The organism is Streptomyces sp. NPDC001980 (genome assembly GCF_040296885.1).
Classification (GTDB): domain Bacteria; phylum Actinomycetota; class Actinomycetes; order Streptomycetales; family Streptomycetaceae; genus Streptomyces.
Genome location: NZ_JBEOYD010000007.1, coordinates 315,531 through 336,186, shown reverse-complemented (window position 1 = coordinate 336,186; position 20,656 = coordinate 315,531). Strand labels below are relative to the sequence as shown.

Genomic DNA, 20,656 nt, shown 5'->3' with positions numbered 1-20,656 from the left:
TCACCGCCGATACTGCGCGGGCGAGACCCCGTACACCTTCTTGAAGGCCCGGCAGAACACCGCCGCGTCCTGGAAGCCCCACCGGGCCCTGATCTCAGCCACCGTGCGGGTGGCCAGTACGGGGTCGGCCAGGTCGGCGCGGCAGCCTTCCAGCCGGGTGGCTCGCAGGAAGCCGCTGACGGTCTGCTTGTCCTGCTGGAAAAGGCGTTGGAGGTAGCGCAACGAGATGTGATGGGCTCGGGCGATCCGCGCCGGCGACAGGTCCGGGTCGCCGATGTGGCGGCGGATGTACGCCTTGACGTCGTCCACGAGCTCGCTCTGCAGGGACCGCACCGGGCGCGCCGCGTCGGTCACGAACGCGGCGGCGAGATCGAGCGCCGCGTCCCCGAGCCTGCCCGCCGGCCCTGCCCGAAGCGTCTCCGCCTGTGCCGCGACCTCCTCTATGAACCGGGCGAGCACGGCCGCCGGACCGTGGTCCGTAGGCACCGGATGTCGCGCCAGTTCCCGCAGTTCGCGGTCGGAGACGGCCAGCACGTGGCGCGGCAGATGCAGTGTCAGCAGACGGAACGGCCGCCTCCCGGTTGGGACGGCGCAGTGTGGCGGCTCGGCCGGCCACACCACCAGTTGCCCTGGGCGCAGCAGGACCGCGTCCGGGTCCTGGCCCAGGGCCAGCGGGCCGTCGCAGGCCAGGCCCACCACGCACTCCGGCCGGGAGTCCTCACCGGTCGACGGGGCTGCTCCCGGTAGCGTCACCGTCATCCGTACCGACCCGAGCTCGATGTCCCCCTCGGCGTACCGCATCGCGCAGTCCACTGCTTCCCCCGTTCTCCGAAAGGCTTGTGCGCTCCTCCAGAGGCCCATGCGGGCCCGTGTTCCGCTGCCGATTCCAGCGGCCGGCGAATTGATCCGGCACCCTCTTCCGGCACCTGGATCAATGGCTAAGCTGCTGGCCCCGGGGCAACACGAGGGGGACATGCCATGGCGGGGCGTCCTGAGCAGCCGGTCGATCCTGCGGCCGGCCCGGTGCAGCGGCTGGCGTACGAACTGCGCGCGTTACGCGAGGCAGCGGACAGTCCGACCTACCGGGCGATGGCGGCGTGCACCGGGGTCGGGGCCAGCACGCTGTCCCGGGCGGCGGCCGGGCAACAGCTGCCGACACTGTCGGTAGTACTGGCGTACGTGCGGGCCTGCGGTGGCGACGAGGCGGAGTGGGAACGCCGCTGGCAGCGCGCGGCCGAGGAAGTGGCCGCAGTACCGCGCTCGGAGGACGACGCCACCTCAGCGCCGTACCGGGGACTCGCACGGTTCGAACCAGGCGACCGTGAGCTGTTCTTCGGGCGCGACCGGCTCGTCGCCGACCTGTTACGCGTGGTGCGAGCGCACCGGATCAGTGCGGTGGTCGGTGCTTCCGGCTGCGGTAAGTCATCACTGTTGCGGGCCGGTCTGGTGCCCGCCCTCGGGGAGCCCGACGACGAGGGCCGGCTCCCTGCCGCCATCCGGATCCTCACCCCCGGTCCGCGCCCGGCCTCCGCCCACCGGGCCCTACTGACGGCGGCGCCGGGCGACGGCGACACCGTGCTCCTGATCGACCAGTTCGAAGAACTGTTCACCCTGGCCACGGAGGCCGGAGAACGTACCGGATTCCTGGAGATGCTGCTGGCCGCTGCACAAGCCGGTAGCCGACTGCGGGTGGTGATCGCGGTACGGGCCGACTTCCTGGACCGGTGCGCCAAGCACCACCGGCTTGCCGAGGCGCTGCGCGAGGCCACCCTGCTGGTCGGCCCGATGAGTCCGGAGGAGCTGCGGGAGGCAGTGGTCAAGCCCGCCGCGGCCGCGGGTCTGACAGTGGAACGGGCGCTGACCGCGCAGATCGTCGACGACGTCGGCGCGGAACCCGGTGGCCTGCCGCTGATGTCGCACGCGCTGCTGGAGACCTGGCGGCGGCGCCAGGGCCGTACCCTGACCAAGGGCGCCTACGACGCGGTGGGCGGTGTGCACGGCGCCCTGGCCCGCACCGCCGAGGAACTGTACTCCGGGCTCACTCCCGAACAGGCGCAGACCGCCCAGCACATCATGCTGCGGCTGATCACCCCCGGTGCCGGCGCCCAGGACACCGGCCGTCCCGCAGACCGCGCCGAATTCGAGCCCGGTGGAGCGGGGAACGCTGCGGGCCTGGTCGAGCAGCTGGCCAGGGCCCGGCTGATCACGCTCGACGGCAACACCGCCACTCTGGCGCACGAAGCACTGATCACCGCCTGGCCCAGGCTTGGTGCCTGGATCGACTCCGAACGCGACCGGCTGCGCCTGCACCGCCAGCTCACCCGGGACGCCCAGGCCTGGCAGGCGCTCGGCCGCGACGCGGGCGCTCTGTACCGAGGAACCCGACTGGGCATGGCGGAGGAGACGTTCTCGGCCGACCGGCGGGGCGATCTGACGGCCCTGGAGGCGGAGTTCTTCTCCGCGAGTCTGGAGGTACGCGACCGCGAGCGCCGTACCGCCTCCCGCACCGCCCGACGTTTCCGGGCGCTGCTGGCCGCGCTGTCCGTCCTGCTGCTGCTCGCCTCGACGGCCGCCGCTGTCGCCTTCCAGCAGCGCTCGCTGGCCCGCTCCGACCGCGACCGGGCGGTGGCCGAGCAGGTGATGGCCGAGGCGGGCCAGCTGACCGCGACCGATCCGTCACTGGCGGCGCAGCTGTATCTAGCGGGGTACCGGCTGCGGTCGGCCCCCGAGGCGGCCGCAGGACTGCTGGACGCCCAGAACTCACCACTGTCCACCGTGCTGTCCGGACACACCCAGGCGGTCTACGCGGTGGCGTTCTCACCGGACGGCCGCATCCTCGCCACCGGCGCCGGTGACAACACGATCCGGCTGTGGAGCCTTGCCGACCCCGCCCACCCCGTCCCCCTGGGCAGGCCCCTGACCGGGCATACCAGCTGGGTGTACTGGCTGCAGTTCTCGCCCGACGGCCACACCCTGGCCAGCGCGAGCCGGGACCGCACGGTACGGCTGTGGGACGTCCGGAACCCCTTGCACCCCGCGGCCCTCGGCGCGCCGCTGACCGGGCACCGCGACTACGTGTTCTCCGTCTCGTTCAGTCGCGATGGCCGTACGCTGGCCACCGCGAGCCACGACCGCACCGTGCGACTGTGGGACGTTTCCGACCCCGCGCACGCCAGGGCGCTGGGCCACCCGCTCACCGGTGCGGGCGACTCCGTCGCCTCGGCCGCGTTCAGCCCGGACGGCAGAACGGTGGCGGCCCCCGGCCACGACCACATGATTCGGCTGTGGAACGTCACCGACCGGACACATCCGAAGCTGTGGCGAACGCCGCTGGGCAATCCCGATGTCGTCTACGCGGTCGCCTTCCGCCGGGACAGCCGACTGATGGCCAGTGTGGGCAACGACCGCACTGTGCGGCTGTGGGACGTCTCCGACCCGGCGCATGCCAGGGCGCTTGGCACACCGCTCAAGGGGCACACCGACACCCTCCTCGCGGTGGCGTTCTCACCGGACGGCCGGACGCTGGCCACCGGAGGCGCAGACCACACAATCCGGCTGTGGGACGTCTCCGACCCGCTGCACCCTGCTCCCCTGGGGCAGCCGCTGATCGGCCACACGGGCTTCGTGAACTGGCTTTCGTTCAGCCCGGACGGCCGGTCGCTCGCCAGCGCGAGCGATGACCACACCGTCCGGCTGTGGCACCTCCCGAACACCGCTCTGACCGGCCACACGAGCGCTGTCAACTCCGTGGCCTTCAGTCCGGACGGCCGCACTCTGGCCAGTGCGGGCGACGACCGGACGATACGGCTGTGGGACGTCCGCGCATCGGCGCCCGACCGGCGGCTGAGCGAACTGACAACCGGGCAGCCCGCCACCCGGGTGGTGTTCCGCCCGGACGGCCGCCTGCTGGCGAGTGCGGGCGCGGACGGCACCGTGCGGCTTTGGGACGTCACCCTTCCCAGGCGCCCCCGTCCGGTCGGCACGGTCCGCACCGGCGGCACCGACCCGGCCTACGTGCTGGCGTTCACACCCGACGGGCGCGTGCTGGTCACCGGCGGCCCGGAGCACAGCCTCCAGCTGTGGGACGTCTCCCGCCCGGCCCACCCCACCGCGCTCGGCAGCCCGCTGACCGGACACATCAGTGTCGTCCACTGGGCGGGGGTCAGCCCGGACGGCCGCACCCTGGCCAGCACCAGCGAGGACGACAAGGTGCGGCTGTGGGACATCGGCGATCCGGTGCACCCCCGGCCCCTGCCGGACATCCGTACCGGCGACACCGGCGGCACCCTCTGGGGCACGTTCAGCCGTGACGGGCGGATGCTGGCCACCGCCGGCGTCGGCCACGACGCGCGGCTGTGGGACGTCTCCGATCCCGCGCACGCGACCGCCCTGGGCAACCCGCTGACCGGCCACACCAGCGCGGTGACCTGGGTGGGGTTCAGCTCGGACGATCGCACCCTGGCCGCCGCCGGCGAGGACCGGACCGTCCTGCTGTGGAACGTGACCGACCCGGCGCACCCGGCTGCGTGGGGCAAGGGGATCACCGCCGCCCATACCGACGCGATCGCGACGGCCGCCTACAGCCCGGACGGGCGGTTGCTCGTCACCGCCGGACCGGACCGCGCGATCGAACTCACCCCTGTCGGCGTCGACCGGGCGGTCCGGTGGGTCTGCGCAGGCACCGCCACACTGCTCACGGCACCGCAGTGGCGACAGTACATACCGGAACTTCCCTACGCCCAGCCATGCCGAGGTCAGTGAGGTGTTCTGCACCCGACGTCGGATCGGCCCCTCCACCACGGCGCGATACGTCCGGGGCCGGGCTCCACGGCTACCGAAGACGCCGGCGCAGGCCGACGCGTCAGGAACGCCGGTCCTCCTGCAGCCGGACCCGTGCCCACCCGCAGACAGCGACGTGCTCCGAGGGACATCCTGGGGACTTTCAAGCCTGTCCCAGGGACTTCTCGGGGACTTTCCGCCCCGTAAGCGGGGAAGGCCCCGACAGCGCCGAAAGACAGTAACGGGCCGGTCAGGGCCCATTCCCCTAGCACTCGATGATGTTCACCGCCAGCCCGCCCCGGGCCGTCTCCTTGTACTTGACGCTCATGTCGGCGCCGGTGTCCTTCATGGTCTTGATGACCTTGTCGAGGGACACCTTGTGGGAGCCGTCGCCGCGCATGGCCATGCGGGCCGCGGTGACCGCCTTGACCGCGGCCATGCCGTTGCGTTCGATGCAGGGGATCTGGACCAGGCCGCCGACCGGGTCGCAGGTGAGGCCGAGGTTGTGCTCCATGCCGATCTCGGCCGCGTTCTCGACCTGTTCCGGGGAACCGCCGAGGACCTCGGCGAGCGCGCCCGCCGCCATCGAGCAGGCCGAGCCGACCTCGCCCTGGCAGCCGACCTCGGCGCCGGAGATGGACGCGTTCTCCTTGAAGAGCATGCCGATCGCGCCGGCCGCGAGGAGGAAGCGGACCACGCCGTCCTCGTCGGCGCCGGGCACGAAGTTGAGGTAGTAGTGCAGGACCGCCGGGATGATGCCGGCCGCGCCGTTCGTGGGCGCGGTGACCACGCGGCCGCCCGCCGCGTTCTCCTCGTTCACGGCCATCGCGTAGAGCGTGATCCACTCCATCGCGTGCGCCAGCGGGTCGCCCTCGGCGCGCAGCTGGCGGGCGGTCACGGCGGCCCGGCGCTTCACCCGGAGCCCGCCCGGCAGGATGCCCTCCCGGGACATGCCGCGGGAGACGCAGGCCTGCATCACCCGCCAGATGTCCAGCAGGCCCTCGCGGATCTCCTCCTCGGTGCGCCAGGCCCGCTCGTTCTCCAGCATCAGCGCGGAGATCGACAGACCGGTCTCCTGCGTCAGGCGGAGCAGCTCGTCGCCGGTGCGGAAGGGGTACTTCAGGACGGTGTCGTCGAGTTTGATGCGGTCCGCGCCGACCGCCTCCTCGTCGACGACGAACCCGCCGCCGACCGAGTAGTACGTCTTGGAGAGGAGCTCGGCCCCGGACGCGTCGTAGGCCCAGAGGGTCATCCCGTTCGCGTGGTACGGGAGCGTCTTGCGGCGGTGGAGTTTCAGGTCGTCGTCGAAGGAGAACGCGATCTCGTGCTCGCCGAGCAGCGACAGGCGCTTCGTGGCCTTGATCGCCTCGATCCGGTCGTCGGCCGTCTCCACGTCCACCGTGCGCGGCGAGGCGCCCTCCAGACCGAGCAGCACCGCCTTCGGGGTGCCGTGGCCGTGGCCGGTCGCGCCGAGGGAGCCGTACAGCTCGGCGCGTACGGCGGCGACGGAGGGCAGCAGGTCCTCGTTGTGCAGGCGGCGGGCGAACATGCGGGCCGCGCGCATCGGCCCGACGGTGTGGGAGCTCGACGGGCCGATGCCGATCGAGAACAGGTCGAAGACCGAGATGGCCACGGGAACTCCTCCAAAGAGGGTGGGGGCACACGCCTTCGGGTGCCCCCACCAGGGAACTACTTGTTCAGACCGGGGTAAAGCGGGTGCTTCGCCGTCAGTGCCTCGACCCGGGCCTTGAGGGCCGCCGCGTCGTAGGACGGCTTCAGCGTCTCGGCGATCACGTCCGCGACCTCGGCGAAGTCCTCGGCCGTGAAGCCGCGGGTGGCCAGCGCCGGGGTGCCGATCCGCAGACCCGAGGTGACCATCGGCGGCCTCGGGTCGTTCGGGACGGCGTTGCGGTTGACCGTGATGCCGACCTCGTGGAGACGGTCCTCGGCCTGCTGCCCGTCCAGCTCGGACTCGCGCAGGTCCACGAGGATCAGGTGGACGTCCGTACCACCGGACAGGACGTTCACGCCGGCCTCGCGGGCGTCGGCGGCGGTGAGCCGCTCCGCCAGGATGCGCGCACCCTCCACGGTACGACGCTGGCGCTCCTTGAAGTCCTCGCTCGCCGCGACCTTGAAGGAGACCGCCTTCGCCGCGATCACGTGCTCCAGGGGACCGCCCTGGAAGCCCGGGAAGACGGACGAGTTCAGCTTCTTCGCGAAGGCCTGGCGGGCCAGGATGATCCCGCCGCGCGGGCCGCCGAGCGTCTTGTGGGTGGTGGAGGTGACCACGTCCGCGTAGGGGACCGGGTTCGGGTGCAGCCCCGCCGCGACCAGGCCGGCGAAGTGCGCCATGTCGACCCACAGGTACGCCTCGACCTCGTCGGCGATCCGGCGGAACTCCGCGAAGTCCAGCTGCCGCGGGTACGCCGACCAGCCCGCGATGATCACCTTCGGCCGGTGCTCCTTGGCGAGCCGCTCCACCTCGGCCATGTCGACGAGACCGGCGTCGTCGACGTGGTACGCGACCACGTTGAACTGCTTGCCGGAGAAGTTCAGGCGCATGCCGTGGGTCAGGTGGCCGCCGTGGGCGAGGTCCAGGCCCAGGATGGTGTCGCCGGGCTGGGCCAGCGCGAACAGGGCCGCCTGGTTGGCGGAGGCACCGGAGTGCGGCTGCACGTTGGCGTACTCGGCGCCGAACAGCTCCTTCACCCGGTCGATGGCGATCTGCTCGGTGACGTCGACGTGCTCGCAGCCGCCGTAGTAGCGGCGGCCCGGGTAGCCCTCGGCGTACTTGTTGGTGAGGACCGAGCCCTGCGCCTCCATGACCGCGAGCGGAGCGAAGTTCTCCGAGGCGATCATCTCCAGGGTGGACTGCTGGCGCGCCAGCTCGGCGTCGACCGCGGCGGCTACCTCGGGGTCGAGCTCGTGCAGGGGCGTGTTCAGAACGGACATCTGTTTCTACGACTCCTAGGCCGGGGTCTGCGGCGGCTCTCAGCCGGCGGTGAAGGCGGTGTACTCGTCGGCGGCGAGCAGGTCGTCGGGCTCGTCCGTGACCCGCACCTTGAACAGCCAGCCGCCCTCGAAGGGGGCCGAGTTCACCAGGGACGGGTCGTCGACGACGTCCTCGTTGACCGCGGTGATCTCACCGGTGACCGGCGCGTACAGGTCGGACACCGACTTGGTCGACTCCAGCTCACCGCAGGACTCGCCCGCGGTCACCGTGTCGCCGACCGCCGGGAGCTGGACGAAGACGACGTCACCGAGCGCGTTGGCCGCGTGCTCCGTGATGCCGACCGTCGCCACGCCGTCCTCGGCGGCCGTCAGCCACTCGTGCTCCTTGCTGTACCGCAGCTGCTGGGGGTTGCTCATGGCCTGAATTCTCCTGTACGCGGGGGAGTGCTGGTGAATGAGGAACTGCTGGGAACGTGCGTGACCAGCGGCGATGTGCGCCAGGTCACGCCCGGTGGCTGCTGCCGACGCCGGTAGCGGCGATCACTTCTGGCGCTTGTAGAACGGCAGCGGCACGACCTCGTACGGCTCGTGACTGCCCCGGATGTCCACGCCGACGCCCGCCGTGCCCGGCGCCGAGTGCGCCGCGTCGACGTACGCCATGGCGATCGGCCTGCCCAGGGTCGGGGAGGGGGCGCCCGAGGTGACCTCGCCGATCACCTCGCCGCCGGCGACCACCGGGTATCCGGCGCGGGGCACCCGGCGGCCCTCGGCGACCAGGCCGACGAGCACGCGCGGCGGGTTCTGCTCCGCACGGGCGGCGGCCTCGGCGAGCGCCGCGCGTCCCACGAAGTCGCCCTCCTTCTCGAACTTCACCACCCGGCCGAGCCCGGCGTCGAAGGGGGTGAGCGAGGTGGTGAGCTCATGGCCGTACAGCGGCATGCCCGCCTCCAGCCGCAGCGTGTCCCGGCAGGACAGCCCGCACGGCACCAGGCCCACCGCGGAACCCGCCTTGGTCAGCGCCTGCCACAGCTCCACCGCGTGCTCCGGCTTCACGAACAGCTCGAAGCCGTCCTCGCCGGTGTAGCCGGTGCGCGCGATCAGCGCCGGGACGCCGGCGACGGTGCCGGGCAGCCCGGCGTAGTACTTCAGCCCGTCCAGGTCGGCGTCCGTGAGGGAGGCGAGGATGCCCGGGGACTCCGGGCCCTGGACGGCGATCAGCGCGTACGCGTCCCGGTCGTCGCGCACCTCGGCGTCGAACCCGGCGGAGCGGTCCACGAGCGCGTCGAGGACGACCTGGGCGTTCGAGGCGTTGGCGACGACCAGGTACTCGGTCTCGGCCAGCCGGTAGACGATCAGGTCGTCCAGGATGCCGCCGTCGGCGCGGCAGATCATGGTGTAGCGGGCCCGGCCCACGCCGACGGAGGCGATGTTGCCGACCAGGGCGTGGTTCAGCAGGGCGGCGGCCCGGGGGCCGGTCACGGTGATCTCGCCCATGTGGGAGAGGTCGAAGAGCCCGGCCCTGCTCCGTACCGCGACGTGCTCGTCGCGCTCGGAGCCGTAGCGCAGGGGCATGTCCCAGCCGGCGAAGTCGGTCATGGTCGCGCCGAGCGAGCGGTGCAGGGCATCGAGCGCGGTACGGCGGGGTGCGGCGGAATCGGTACTGCTCATCGGTCGGTCGTCTCCCGAAGGTCCCAAGGGCATGACAGGCGAGGGCTGTCCTCCCCATCTGTCATCGGAACCTGAGAGGTTCGCCCTGACCACGAACGTGATCACGGCTTGCACCTTGGGTGGAGCCACTGACACAGCGGCCCGCTTTTCAGATGTGCCTCGCCCGCGCGGTAACGGGGGCCTGAGAGATTCAAGGGAGGGACTTGCTCCTTCGGCGCCCCAGCGAAGACGGCTGGGGACTCTCCCGCGCGGATTCAAGCGGCCGGTATGCAGTTGGCGCGGACATCATTGCACGCCGCCCGGGGCCGTGGCAGGCCGGACGTGCCCCTCCGTTCTGTGACGGGCCTGTGGCAGGACGCGAACGGAACCGCGAGACACCGTGCATTACCTTCTCTTTACGTTAAGTGGGGAGAACCTTTCCTGAATCCCCAGGGAGGACGATCACGGTGACAAGGACCACGGCATACGCGACGACGACGGGCCTCGCCCTGCCCCAGCAGTCGACGGCCCCGGCCCGCGAGCGGTGCGGCGACGGCCCCGCACCGGTCGTCCGCGACCTGCGCGACCGCGCCGGGCACAGCCCGCACGGCCTGCTCTTCGGCCCCCGGGACCTGGTCGTGGTCACCGGGCTGCCCGGCAGCGGCAAGTCCACCCTGATGCACCGCACCGTCCAGGGCATCCGCATCGACTCCCAGGACACCCGCGACCGCTGGGACGCCCGCCTGGCCCGTCTCCTGCCGTACGCCGTCTACCGCCCGCTGGTCCGCCTCGCCCACTACGCCGGGCTGCGCCGGGCCCTTCGCACCGGCGAGGGCGTGGCCGTGCACGACTGCGGGACCCAGGCCTGGGTGCGGGACTGGCTGGCCCGGGAGGCCCGCCGCCGCGGCGGCACCCTGCACCTGCTGCTCCTCGACGTCACGCCGGGCACGGCACTGGACGGCCAGCGCGAGCGCGGCCGGGGCGTCTCCCGGTACGCCTTCCTGCGCCACCGCCGGGCGGCCGGCCGGCTGCTGCGTGCGGCGGAGAAGGGGAAACTGCCCGAGGGCATCGGCTCGGCGGTCCTCCTCGACCGGGACGCGGCGGACGTCCTGCGCCGGATCGCCTTCGCGGGCTGAGATCGCCTTCGCCGAGATCGCTTTCGCGGCCCGAATCGGCTGGTGGGGTGGCTTTGTCGGCGTCACCCGCTAGCCTTTCCAGCCTCAGCAGCGGTTTCCAGCAGGCGGTAGGCAGATGGACTTCCCGGCGGACATTCCCGCGGACTTCCCGGCACAGGCGCACCCCCACCCGCACGGCGGGTGGCCCGGCAACGAACTGGAGGAGGTCCTGTCGGCCTCCCTCGGCGTGCCCGCGGCGGCGGGCCGGCTCATCGAGGTACTGGGCCGGAGTTTCCTGTGGATCCCGCTGCCGGAGGGCGGCGGCCCGCACAGCGGCCCGCTGGACCTGCCCACCACACAGATCGAGGGCCGGGTGTACGTGCCGGTCTTCAGCTCCGAGGAGCAGTTCCGCCTGGTGGCCGGCTCCCACCTGTCGTACACGATCGCCCCGGCGGTCGAGTTCGCCCGCGGCCTGCCCCCGCAGGTCGGCATCGCCGTGAACCCCGGCGGAGTGGTCGGTGTCCCGCTGCCGCCGGAGGCGGTCGCCCAGCTCTGCCGGACCGGCCGCACCGAACTGGACGGCCCCGCCTCCGGCGGCCGGGTCCGCCTCTTCGAACCGGACTGGCAGGACGACCCGATGGACTTCCTGACCGCGGCGTCGGCGGAGTTCGCGGCGATCGGCGTGGTCGCCACGGCCCGCCGTTGCCTCGCCGCGATCGAGACGGCGGACCCGGTGATGTTCGTGGGCGTCGAACTCTCCCAGTGGGAGGGCGACATGCGCGCCCTGCCCCTGGAGGCCCTGGGCAAGGCGCTGGGCCGGGTCCCGGTGCGGTGGCCGGTGAACCTGGTCCTGCTGGACGTGGCGGACGACCCGGTGGCGCACTGGATGCGCGAGAACGTGCGCCCCTTCTATCAGTACGGCCACTAGAAACGCCCTCGGGGCAGCCAACCCAGGGGCGCGGAGACCTGCGCGAAGTAACACCACGATCCCGCACCCGCGCACGGGCAATCGGCCCCCGCCCCCTGGGCGCATAAGCTGTCTCCGAACGCGGGGCACCAGATGAAGGGGCGGTAACACGTGAGCGCCAGCGGCACCGCGGCGACCGGACAGGTCGAGCACATGCTGCGCCAGGTAACCCCCGGGCGCTACGACGCCTACGAGGCACTCCTCCGCGCCCTCGCCACGCCCTCCTCCGGCCAGATCTGGATGCTGCTCTGGCACGGCCAGGCCGGCTCCCCCGACGCCCAGTACGGGAACATGGAGGTCGACGGCCACGGCTACGCCCCCTGCGTGACCTCGGCCCAGGAACTCTCCGCGAGCGGCTGGAACCGCTCGTACGAGGTGGTCGACGGCATCGACGTGGCCCGCACGCTCTACCCCGACCACTTCGGCCTCTGGCTCAACCCGCACGCCCCGGGCGGCGGTGTCGGCATTCCCTGGCTGGACCTGCGCCGCATCGCCACCGGCCTGGACCGCCAGCCGGCCGGCCCGCTGCGGCTCACCGAACCGGCGATCGAGGTTCCGCAGTTCTACGCGCTGCTCGCGCAGAACGCCCACCGCACCCCCGCGGTCCGCTCGCTGCGCCGCGCCTGGGTGCAGCCGGCCCTCGGGGCGCCGTATCTCGCGATCGGTCTGGACGTGTACGACACCTCGCCGCCGACCGTGGACTCGGTGCGAGGGATGATGCAGCAGTCGATCGGGGCGGTGCCGGACGGGCTGCCGGTGTCGACGGTCGCGATGACCGACGAGTACGACCCGGTCGTGATGTGGATGCGGGCGACGGCACGGCCGTTCTACGACCGCGAGGCCCACGGGGCGCTGCCGCCCGCACCGGCGACGGGGTACGGGTATCCGCCGGCCCAGGGCGGTTACTGACGCGACGGGACGCTCTCCGCTCGGGTCGGTCGGGCGGGTTCACAAGATTTACGTAACGAACACATTTCTCCGCGCGTAGATAGCGGTGGAACGTTCCGTTCCGGCCGGATTCGGCGTTCTGTCCCAACTGACCGGCGTCCGAGGGGCGTTACCCACTGTTCGGATAACGGAATCCCTCGGACTGCATCACGGTTGCGCATACTTTCTTCGCCAGATCTGGCGGGTGATCGCGACGACGCTGAAGACTCGCCAGTCAGACGTGAGGTCTGTTTAAACCTCATGATCGAGCAAGTCGACAAAGCCGCAATCCGCGGCTGGCGTAGGCCGGTCACCGCCGGCGAGAGGGGTCGCTCACCGTGACCGCACCGATCGAGACCACCGGGGCGTCATCCGAGGCGCAGCCGGAGGCTGTGCTGGAGGGTGCCGGTAAGGGGCAGATCGAGGGTCGTTCCCTCGGGCAGATCGCCTGGACCCGGTTCAAGAAGGACAGGGTCGCCGTGGCCGGCGGCATCGTTGTCGTTCTGCTGATTCTCGTCGCGATCCTCGCCCGCCCCATCCAGGCCCTGTTCGGTCTCGACCCCAACGCCTTCCACCAGGAGCTGATCGACGCCAACACCTCGCTGCCCACCGGCGGCTGGGGTGGCATGAGTCTTGATCACCCGCTGGGTGTGGACCCGAAGTTCGGCCGTGACATCGCCACCCGCGTCCTGGAGGGCTCCTGGGTGTCGCTGGTCGTCGCCTTCGGCTCGACGATCCTGTCCAACGTGATCGGCGCGATCATGGGCGTCGTCGCGGGCTACTACGGCGGCCGGGTCGACTCGGTCATCAGCCGGCTGATGGACACCTTCCTGGCCTTCCCCCTCCTGCTGTTCGCCATCGCCATCTCCGCCACCCTGCAGGGCGGCGCGTTCGGCCTGAACGGACTGCCGCTGCACCTCAGCGTGCTCATCTTCGTCATCGGCTTCTTCAACTGGCCCTACCTGGGCCGGATCGTGCGCGGCCAGACCCTCGCCCTCAGGGAGCGCGAGTTCGTCGACGCCTCCCGCGGCATGGGCGCCAAGGGCCCGTACATCCTGTTCCGCGAGCTGATGCCCAACCTGGTCGGCCCGATCATCGTCTACTCGACGCTGCTGATCCCGACCAACATCCTCTTCGAGGCGTCCCTCAGCTTCCTCGGCGTCGGCATCCAGCCCCCGCAGGCTTCCTGGGGTGGCATGCTCCGCGAAGCGGTGACGTACTACCAGGTCGATCCCGAGTACATGATCGTGCCCGGCCTTGCCATCTTCGTGACCGTGCTGGCGTTCAACCTGCTCGGTGACGGTCTCCGCGACGCTCTCGACCCGCGCAGCCGCTGACGCCTGCTGTCACCGAGAGCCCGAAAAGTTTCCGACAATGGAGGGGAACCCGCCCATCATGCGAAGGTCAGCGCTGGCCGCGATCGCGGCCATCGGCTCCGCCACCCTGCTGGTTGCAGGGTGCAGCAAGGCCGATGACAACAAGGACGGCAACAACGGCGGCAGCTCCGCCGCGGCCAACGCCGCCACCAAGGGTGTCGTCAACGCGTCCGACAAGAAGGGCGGGACGGTCACCTACGAGCTGTCCGACGTCCCGGACTCGTTCGACCCCGGCAACACGTACTACGCGTACATGTACAACTTCAGCCGGCTGTACGCCCGCCCGCTGATGACGTTCCAGCCCGGCCCCGGTTCCAAGGGCAACACCCTGGTCCCGGACCTCGCCGCGAGCAAGGGTGTCTCCAGCGACGGCGGCAAGACCTGGACGTACAAGCTGCGTTCGGGCCTGAAGTACCAGGACGGCACGGCGATCACGTCCAAGGACGTCAAGTACGCCGTCGAGCGCTCCAACTTCGCGCGTGACGTGCTCTCCCTCGGCCCGAACTACTTCCAGCAGTTCCTGGTCGGCGGCGACAAGTACAAGGGCCCCTACAAGGACAAGAGCGCCAAGGGCCTCTCGTCCATCGAGACCCCGGACGACACCACGATCGTCTTCCACCTGAAGCAGGCCTTCCAGGAGTTCGACTACCTGGTCTCGGCCCCGCAGACGGCCCCGGTCCCGCAGGCCAAGGACAACGGCGTCGACTACGTCAAGAACATCGTGTCCTCGGGCTCGTACCAGTTCCAGAGCTACCAGGACGGCAAGCAGGCCGTGCTGGTCCGCAACAAGAACTGGGACGCGAAGACCGACCCGCTGCGCAAGCAGCTGCCGGACAAGATCGTCGTCAACCTGAAGGTCAACCCGGAGACGATCGACAAGGACGTCCTGGCCGGCGACGCGATCGACCTCGCCGGATCGGGTGTCCAGGCCGCCACGCAGGCCCAGGTGCTCACCGACGCCAGCAAGAAGGCCAACACGGACAACACCTACGGTGGCCGTCTGGTCTACATGGCGATCAACACCAAGCTGAAGCCGTTCGACAACGTCGCCTGCCGCAAGGCCGTCGAGTACGCGATCGACAAGGTCTCGGTGCAGACCGCCGAGGGCGGCCCGATCCGCGGTGACATCGCCACCACGGTGCTGCCCCCGGACATCCCGGGCTACTCCAAGGCGGACGTCTACGCCACCACCGGCAACAAGGGTGACGTCGCCAAGGCCAAGGAGCAGCTGAAGGCCTGCGGCAAGACGTCGATCAACACCAACATCACGGCCCGCTCGGACCGTCCGCAGGAGATCGACGCCGCCACGGCGATCATCAACTCGCTGAAGAAGGTCGGCATCAACGCGACCCTCAAGCAGTACCCGTCGGGCAAGTACTTCACCGACTACGCCGGTGTCCCGAACTTCGTCAACAAGCAGAACGTCGGCCTGATGATGATGCAGTGGGGTGCCGACTGGCCGTCCGGCTACGGCTTCCTGCAGCAGATCCTGAACGGCCAGGCGATCAGCCAGTCCGGTAACACCAACCTGTCGCAGTACGACAACAAGTCGGTCAACACCCTGCTGGCCAAGGCGATCGGGACGCAGGACGACACCGAGCGCAACAGCATCTACAAGCAGATCGACGCGCAGACCATGGACGACGCCGCCCTGGTGCCGTTGACCTACTTCAAGGTCCTGCTGGCCCGCCCGACCACCTTCACCAACCTGGTCTCCACGGCGGCATTCAGCGGCGAGTACGACTACCTCAACATCGGCGTCGCGTCGAAGTAGCAGCCCCGGAAGGCAGGTGAAGGCATTGGTGCCCGCGGGCCGCGAGGCCCGCGGGCACCAGCGCCGATCCCCGTGATCTCGTACATCCTCCGTCGGACGCTCGCAGCGGTGATCCTGCTGCTGGTCGTCTCCGCGGTCACCTTCGCCATCTTCTTCGTGCTGCCGCGACTCGCCGGGCAGACCGCTGATCAGCTGGCGCAGCAGTACATCGGCAAGAGCCCGTCGAAGGCGGACATCGCCGCGGTCAAGCACAACCTCGGTCTGGACCAAGCCGTCTACGTCCAGTACTGGCACTTCATCAAGGGGATCGTCTCCGGCGCCACCTATGATCTGGGCCCCACCACGGTGCACTGTGACGCACCGTGCTTCGGCTACTCCTTCAAGACCCACCAGGCGGTCTGGCCGCAGCTGACCTCCCGGATGCCGGTGACCCTGTCGCTGGCCCTCGGCGCGGCCGTGCTGTGGCTGGTCTCCGGCGTGGCGATCGGCGTGGTCTCCGCGCTGAAGCCGCGTTCCTTCTTCGACCGCACCTTCATGGGTGTGGCCCTCGCCGGCGTCTCGCTGCCCATGTTCTTCACGGGCAATCTGGCGATCCTGCTCTTCACCTACCAATGGCCGATCTTCGGCCGAACGTACGTCCCGTTGACCGAGAACCCGGCGCAGTGGGCCAACACCCTCATCCCCGCCTGGTGCTCGCTCGCTCTCCTGTATTCGGCCATCTACGCGCGGCTCACCCGCTCGGGCATGCTGGAGACGATGAACGAGGACTACATCCGCACCGCCCGCGCCAAGGGCCTGCGCGAGCGCAAGGTCGTCGTCCGGCACGGACTGCGCGCCGCGCTCACCCCGATCATCACCGTCTTCGGCATGGACCTCGGTCTGCTGCTCGGCGGCGCGGTGATCACCGAGACCGTGTTCTCGCTGCACGGCATCGGCCAGTACGCGGTGCAGGCCATCGACGACAACGACCTGCCCCCGATCCTCGGCGTGACCCTGCTCGCCGCCTTCTTCGTCGTGATCGCAAATCTCCTGGTGGACCTGCTCTACGCGGCCGCCGACCCGCGGGTGAGGCTCTCGTGACCGAACTCTCCAAGACCGGCGCTGCCGTGGGCGAGCCCACGCCGGCCGCCCCGTCCGACGCCTTCCTCGAAGTCCGCGACCTCAAGGTGCACTTCCCGACGGACGACGGCATCGTCAAGTCCGTCGACGGCCTCAGCTTCTCGCTGGAGAAGGGCAAGACCCTCTCCATCGTCGGCGAGTCCGGCTCCGGCAAGTCCGTCACCTCGCTGGCCATCATGGGCCTGCACCGGCTCGGCGCCCGCGGCAAGAACGTGCAGATGTCCGGCGAGATCTGGCTCGGCGGCAAGGAGCTGGTGAACGCGTCCCCGGACGAGGTGCGTCGGCTCCGCGGCCGCGAGATGTCGATGATCTTCCAGGACCCGCTGTCCGCGATGCACCCGTACTACAAGGTCGGCGACCAGATCGTCGAGGCGTACCGGGTGCACAACAACGTCAGCAAGAAGGTCGCCCGCACCCGCGCCATCGAGATGCTCGACCGGGTCGGCATCCCCGAGCCCGCCAAGCGCGTCGACGGCTACCCGCACGAGTTCTCCGGCGGTATGCGCCAGCGCGCCATGATCGCCATGGCCCTGGTCAACAACCCCGAGCTGCTCATCGCGGACGAGCCGACCACCGCCCTCGACGTCACCGTCCAGGCGCAGATCCTCGACCTGATCCGCGACCTCCAGAAGGAGTTCGGCTCCGCGGTCATCCTCATCACCCACGACCTGGGTGTGGTGGCCGAGATCGCCGACGACGTCCTGGTGATGTACGGCGGCCGGTGCGTGGAGCGCGGCCCGGTCGACGAGATCTTCGAGAAGCCGCAGCACCCCTACACCTGGGGCCTGCTGGGTTCGATGCCGCGCATCGACCGGGAGACCTCCGACCGGCTCATCCCGGTCAAGGGCCAGCCGCCGAGCCTCATCAACGTCCCCTCGGGCTGCGCCTTCCACCCGCGCTGCCCGTACGCGGACCTCCCCAAGGGGAACGTCACCCGCACGGTCCGCCCCGAGCTGCAGCAGGTCGACGGCGGCCACTGGTCCGCCTGCCACCTCTCGGCCGAGGACCGCACGCGGATCTGGACCGAAGAGATTGCGCCGAAGCTGTGAGCGACACGAAGAAAACCGATGACGCCGTCATCCCGCAGCAGGCGTCGGCATCCGAGAAGGCGTCCGAGAAGGCCTCCGGAGACCGTGAAGTGCTGCTGAAGGTCGAGGGCCTGCAGAAGCACTTCCCGATCAAGAAGGGCATCCTGCAGCGGCAGGTCGGCGCGGTGAAGGCCGTCGACGGCATCGACTTCGAGGTGCGCAAGGGCGAGACCCTCGGCGTCGTCGGCGAGTCGGGCTGCGGCAAGTCGACCATGGGCCGGGTCATCACCCGCCTCCAGGACCCGACCGGCGGCAAGGTCACCTTCGAGGGCCAGGACATCACGCACCTGTCCACCGCGAAGATGCGCCCGCTGCGCCGCGACATCCAGATGATCTTCCAGGACCCGTACGGCTCCCTGAACCCGCGGCACACCATCGGCTCGATCGTCTCCGCGCCGTTCCGGCTGCAGGGCGTCGAGCCGGAGGGCGGGGTCAAGAAGGAGGTCCAGCGCCTCCTGGAGCTGGTGGGTCTGAGCCCCGAGCACTACAACCGCTACCCGCACGAGTTCTCCGGCGGCCAGCGCCAGCGCATCGGCATCGCCCGCGCGCTCGCCCTGAAGCCGAAGCTGGTGGTGGCCGACGAGCCCGTCTCCGCCCTGGACGTGTCGATCCAGGCGCAGGTCGTCAACCTCATGGACGACCTGCAGGAGGAGCTGGGCCTCACCTACGTGATCATCGCCCACGACCTCTCCGTCGTCCGGCACGTCTCGGACCGGGTCGCGGTGATGTACCTCGGGAAGATCGTCGAACTCGCCGACAGCACCAAGCTGTACGAGTCGCCGATGCACCCGTACACCAAGGCGCTGATGTCGGCGGTGCCGGTCCCGGACCCGAAGCGCCGCGGGCAGAAGAGCGAGCGCATCCTGCTCCGCGGTGACGTGCCGTCGCCGATCGCCCCGCCGTCCGGCTGCCGCTTCCACACCCGGTGCTGGAAGGCGACGCAGATCTGCACGACGACCGAGCCGCCGCTCCTCGAACTCCGCCCGGGCCAGCGGGTGGCGTGCCACCACCCGGAGAACTTCGCCGACCAGGCCCCGCAGGACACGGTCCTGCTGACCGCGGCGAAGGAGGCCTCGGAGCTGGTGGGCGAGGCGGTCCTGGAGGAGTCGGCGCAGCCGGCCGAGGCCACGGAGGCCGCGCCGGCGGACGCTCCCGAAGCCGAAGCCGAAGCCGAAGCCGAAGCCGAAGCCGAGGTCGAGGCCGAGGTCGAGGCCGAAGCCGAGGTCGAAGCCGAGGTCGAAGCCGAGGTCGAAGCCGAGGTCGAGGTCGAAGCCGAGGTCGAGGCCGTAGCCGAAGCCGAAGCCGTAGCCGAAGCCGCTGAGGAGCCCGCGGCCGAAGCCGTCGAGAAGCCCGCGGCCGGTGACGCCACAGCCGAGTCACAGGCGTCACAGGAGTCAACCGACAAGTAGCCCATGACACGACTTTGCAAAGTCATGTACATGTCTTAACGGGAGAGCGCAGAGTCAACCGTGTCCGTCAACTGACCGGCACGCTCGAAAGGGACGACTCATGCGCCTCTCCCGTTCGGCACGTCTGGCGGCCGTCGCAACCGCGGCGGCCGCCTCCTTCGTCATAGCCGCCGCCCCCGCCCCCACCCCGGGCGCCGACGGCATCGGCGACCCCTACTTCCCGCAACTCGGCAACGGCGGCTTCGACGCCCGCCACTACGACCTCGACGTGGCCTACGCCCCGGACACCGGCCGCCTGGACGGCCGTACCACCCTCACCGCCCGCGCCACCCAGAACCTCTCCGCCTTCGACCTCGACCTCCAGAAGCTGGAGGTCACGAAGGTCGAAGTGAACGGCAGACGCGCCGAGTTCACGCGCACCGGCGACGAGATCACCGTCACCCCGCGGGACGCGCTCCGCAAGGGCCGTGACTTCACCGTCTCCGTCAGCTACGGCGGGATACCCGAAGCCCTCAACGGCCCCATCGTGTTCGGCTCGGACTACGGCTGGATGAAGACCGCCGACGGCGTCTTCGTCGCCTGCGAGCCCAACGCCGCCTCCACCTGGTTCCCGTCCAGCGACCACCCCTCCGACAAGGCCACCTACGACATCCGGATCAAGGCTCCCGAGGGCCTGACCGGCGTCTCCAACGGCCGGCTGGTGTCGACGTACGACAAGGGCGGCTCGACGTACACGCACTGGCGCGAGTCGAAGCCGATGGCGACCTACCTCGCCACCGCCACCATCGGGAAGTTCGACGTGCGGACCGGGAAGACCCCCTCGGGCATCCCGATCTACGTCGCCATCGACCCGGTCCTCGCGAACAGCAACACCGTCGACGTGTACGCCGTCACCGCCGCCGCCACCGACTACTGGTCGCAGGTCTTCGGGCCGTACCCCTTCGAGGAGACCGGGGCCATCGTCGACGACATGCCCGAGGCCGGGTTCTCGCTGGAGGTGCAGAGCAAGCCGGCCTACTCGGCGGTGCGCAGCGAGACCACGATCGTGCACGAGCTGGCCCACCAGTGGTTCGGCGACTCGGTGAGCGTGGCGCAGTGGAAGGACATCTGGCTCAACGAGGGCTTCGCCACCTACGCCCAGTGGCTGTGGGCCGAGCACCAGGGCACCAAGTCCGCCCACGACTCCTTCCTGACCGCTTACAACTCCCGGGCCGCCGACAACCCCTTCTGGCAGATCACCGTCGCGGACCCGCAGCGCGACACCATGTTCGCCTCGGCCGTCTACCAGCGCGGCGCCATGACCCTCCAGATGCTGCGCGAACGCATCGGCGACACCGCGTTCTTCAAGCTGCTCCCGGCCTGGACGAAGCTGCACCGCTACGGCAACGCCGACACCGCCGACTTCATCCGCCTCGCGGAGAAGGTCAGCGGGCAGCAGCTGGACGACCTGTTCCAGACCTGGCTGTTCACCACAGGGAAACCCACCCTGTAGGCCTGGCTTTG

At 70.2% G+C, this 20,656-nt stretch carries 15 protein-coding genes and 2 riboswitches; of the genes, 10 read left to right on the top strand and 5 right to left on the bottom strand.

The annotated features are described in order from the left end of the window. The gene (locus tag ABT137_RS14015; RefSeq protein WP_351707442.1) at positions 1-801 is read right to left on the bottom strand and encodes a helix-turn-helix domain-containing protein; all 801 of its coding nucleotides are present in this window, start codon (positions 799-801) and stop codon (positions 1-3) included. 177 nt (positions 802-978) lie between these two features. On the opposite strand from ABT137_RS14015, the gene ABT137_RS14010 reads away from it, so the two are divergent. After that, a complete protein-coding gene (locus ABT137_RS14010; protein WP_351707439.1) occupies positions 979-4,761 on the top strand; it encodes an nSTAND1 domain-containing NTPase in 3,783 nt (1,260 codons plus the stop codon). Between the two features lie 283 nt (positions 4,762-5,044). Here ABT137_RS14010 and ABT137_RS14005 read toward each other — a convergent pair whose 3' ends face one another. The 4 genes from ABT137_RS14005 to gcvT all read right to left on the bottom strand — a co-directional run bounded on the left by ABT137_RS14005 (position 5,045) and on the right by gcvT (position 9,399). Next, on the bottom strand, positions 5,045-6,412 hold the full coding sequence (locus tag ABT137_RS14005) for an L-serine ammonia-lyase (protein ID WP_351707436.1): 1,368 nt from the start codon (positions 6,410-6,412) through the stop codon (positions 5,045-5,047). A 56-nt stretch (positions 6,413-6,468) separates the two neighbouring features. Continuing rightward, a complete protein-coding gene (gene glyA, locus ABT137_RS14000) occupies positions 6,469-7,731 on the bottom strand; it encodes a serine hydroxymethyltransferase (protein WP_351707433.1) in 1,263 nt (420 codons plus the stop codon). 39 nt (positions 7,732-7,770) lie between these two features. Next, a complete protein-coding gene (gcvH, locus tag ABT137_RS13995) occupies positions 7,771-8,148 on the bottom strand; it encodes a glycine cleavage system protein GcvH (RefSeq protein WP_351707430.1) in 378 nt (125 codons plus the stop codon). 123 nt (positions 8,149-8,271) lie between these two features. Then, a complete protein-coding gene (gene gcvT / locus ABT137_RS13990; RefSeq protein ID WP_351707427.1) occupies positions 8,272-9,399 on the bottom strand; it encodes a glycine cleavage system aminomethyltransferase GcvT in 1,128 nt (375 codons plus the stop codon). Between the two features lie 48 nt (positions 9,400-9,447). After that, positions 9,448-9,557, bottom strand: a riboswitch (glycine riboswitch). Beyond that, positions 9,558-9,656: riboswitch (glycine riboswitch) on the bottom strand. Between the two features lie 183 nt (positions 9,657-9,839). Between gcvT and ABT137_RS13985 the strand changes: the two genes are divergently transcribed. The 9 genes from ABT137_RS13985 (at position 9,840) to ABT137_RS13945 (ending at position 20,645) form a co-directional block, all read left to right on the top strand. After that, complete coding sequence (locus ABT137_RS13985) at positions 9,840-10,514, top strand: AAA family ATPase (RefSeq protein ID WP_351707515.1); 675 nt, start codon at positions 9,840-9,842, stop codon at positions 10,512-10,514. Between the two features lie 115 nt (positions 10,515-10,629). Then, positions 10,630-11,421 (top strand): enhanced serine sensitivity protein SseB, encoded by a 792-nt coding sequence (locus tag ABT137_RS13980; RefSeq protein ID WP_351707424.1) that lies wholly within the window; start codon positions 10,630-10,632, stop codon positions 11,419-11,421. Between the two features lie 150 nt (positions 11,422-11,571). Continuing rightward, a complete protein-coding gene (locus tag ABT137_RS13975) occupies positions 11,572-12,369 on the top strand; it encodes an enhanced serine sensitivity protein SseB C-terminal domain-containing protein (protein ID WP_351707421.1) in 798 nt (265 codons plus the stop codon). A 356-nt stretch (positions 12,370-12,725) separates the two neighbouring features. Next, a complete protein-coding gene (locus tag ABT137_RS13970; RefSeq protein ID WP_351707418.1) occupies positions 12,726-13,724 on the top strand; it encodes an ABC transporter permease in 999 nt (332 codons plus the stop codon). A gap of 58 nt (positions 13,725-13,782) precedes the next feature. After that, positions 13,783-15,537 carry an ABC transporter substrate-binding protein gene (locus tag ABT137_RS13965; protein WP_351707415.1) on the top strand — a complete coding sequence of 585 codons (1,755 nt, stop codon included), beginning with the start codon at positions 13,783-13,785 and terminating at the stop codon, positions 15,535-15,537. A gap of 72 nt (positions 15,538-15,609) precedes the next feature. Then, entirely contained in the window at positions 15,610-16,617 is a 1,008-nt protein-coding gene (locus ABT137_RS13960) for an ABC transporter permease (RefSeq protein ID WP_351707412.1), read from the top strand. Further along, positions 16,614-17,705: an ABC transporter ATP-binding protein gene (locus tag ABT137_RS13955; protein WP_351707409.1), complete on the top strand. Its 1,092-nt coding sequence runs from the start codon at positions 16,614-16,616 to the stop codon at positions 17,703-17,705. The genes ABT137_RS13960 and ABT137_RS13955 overlap by 4 nt, the downstream gene beginning before the upstream one ends. A 29-nt stretch (positions 17,706-17,734) precedes the next feature. Next, on the top strand, positions 17,735-19,153 hold the full coding sequence (locus tag ABT137_RS13950; protein ID WP_502984514.1) for an ABC transporter ATP-binding protein: 1,419 nt from the start codon (positions 17,735-17,737) through the stop codon (positions 19,151-19,153). Between the two features lie 100 nt (positions 19,154-19,253). Then, the gene (locus ABT137_RS13945) at positions 19,254-20,645 is read left to right on the top strand and encodes a M1 family metallopeptidase (RefSeq protein ID WP_351707403.1); all 1,392 of its coding nucleotides are present in this window, start codon (positions 19,254-19,256) and stop codon (positions 20,643-20,645) included. The last annotated feature ends 11 nt before the right edge of the window (positions 20,646-20,656 follow it).

What these genes read in the sequence shown, in the direction of transcription:
- ABT137_RS14015 (WP_351707442.1), bottom strand. Translation starts at nt 801, where the DNA reads ATGCGGTACGCCGAGGGGGACATCGAGCTCGGGTCGGTACGGATGACG.
- ABT137_RS14010 (WP_351707439.1), top strand. Translation starts at nt 979, where the DNA reads ATGGCGGGGCGTCCTGAGCAGCCGGTCGATCCTGCGGCCGGCCCGGTG.
- glyA (WP_351707433.1), bottom strand. Translation starts at nt 7,731, where the DNA reads ATGTCCGTTCTGAACACGCCCCTGCACGAGCTCGACCCCGAGGTAGCC.
- gcvH (WP_351707430.1), bottom strand. Translation starts at nt 8,148, where the DNA reads ATGAGCAACCCCCAGCAGCTGCGGTACAGCAAGGAGCACGAGTGGCTG.
- gcvT (WP_351707427.1), bottom strand. Translation starts at nt 9,399, where the DNA reads ATGAGCAGTACCGATTCCGCCGCACCCCGCCGTACCGCGCTCGATGCC.
- ABT137_RS13980 (WP_351707424.1), top strand. Translation starts at nt 10,630, where the DNA reads ATGGACTTCCCGGCGGACATTCCCGCGGACTTCCCGGCACAGGCGCAC.
- ABT137_RS13965 (WP_351707415.1), top strand. Translation starts at nt 13,783, where the DNA reads ATGCGAAGGTCAGCGCTGGCCGCGATCGCGGCCATCGGCTCCGCCACC.
- ABT137_RS13945 (WP_351707403.1), top strand. Translation starts at nt 19,254, where the DNA reads ATGCGCCTCTCCCGTTCGGCACGTCTGGCGGCCGTCGCAACCGCGGCG.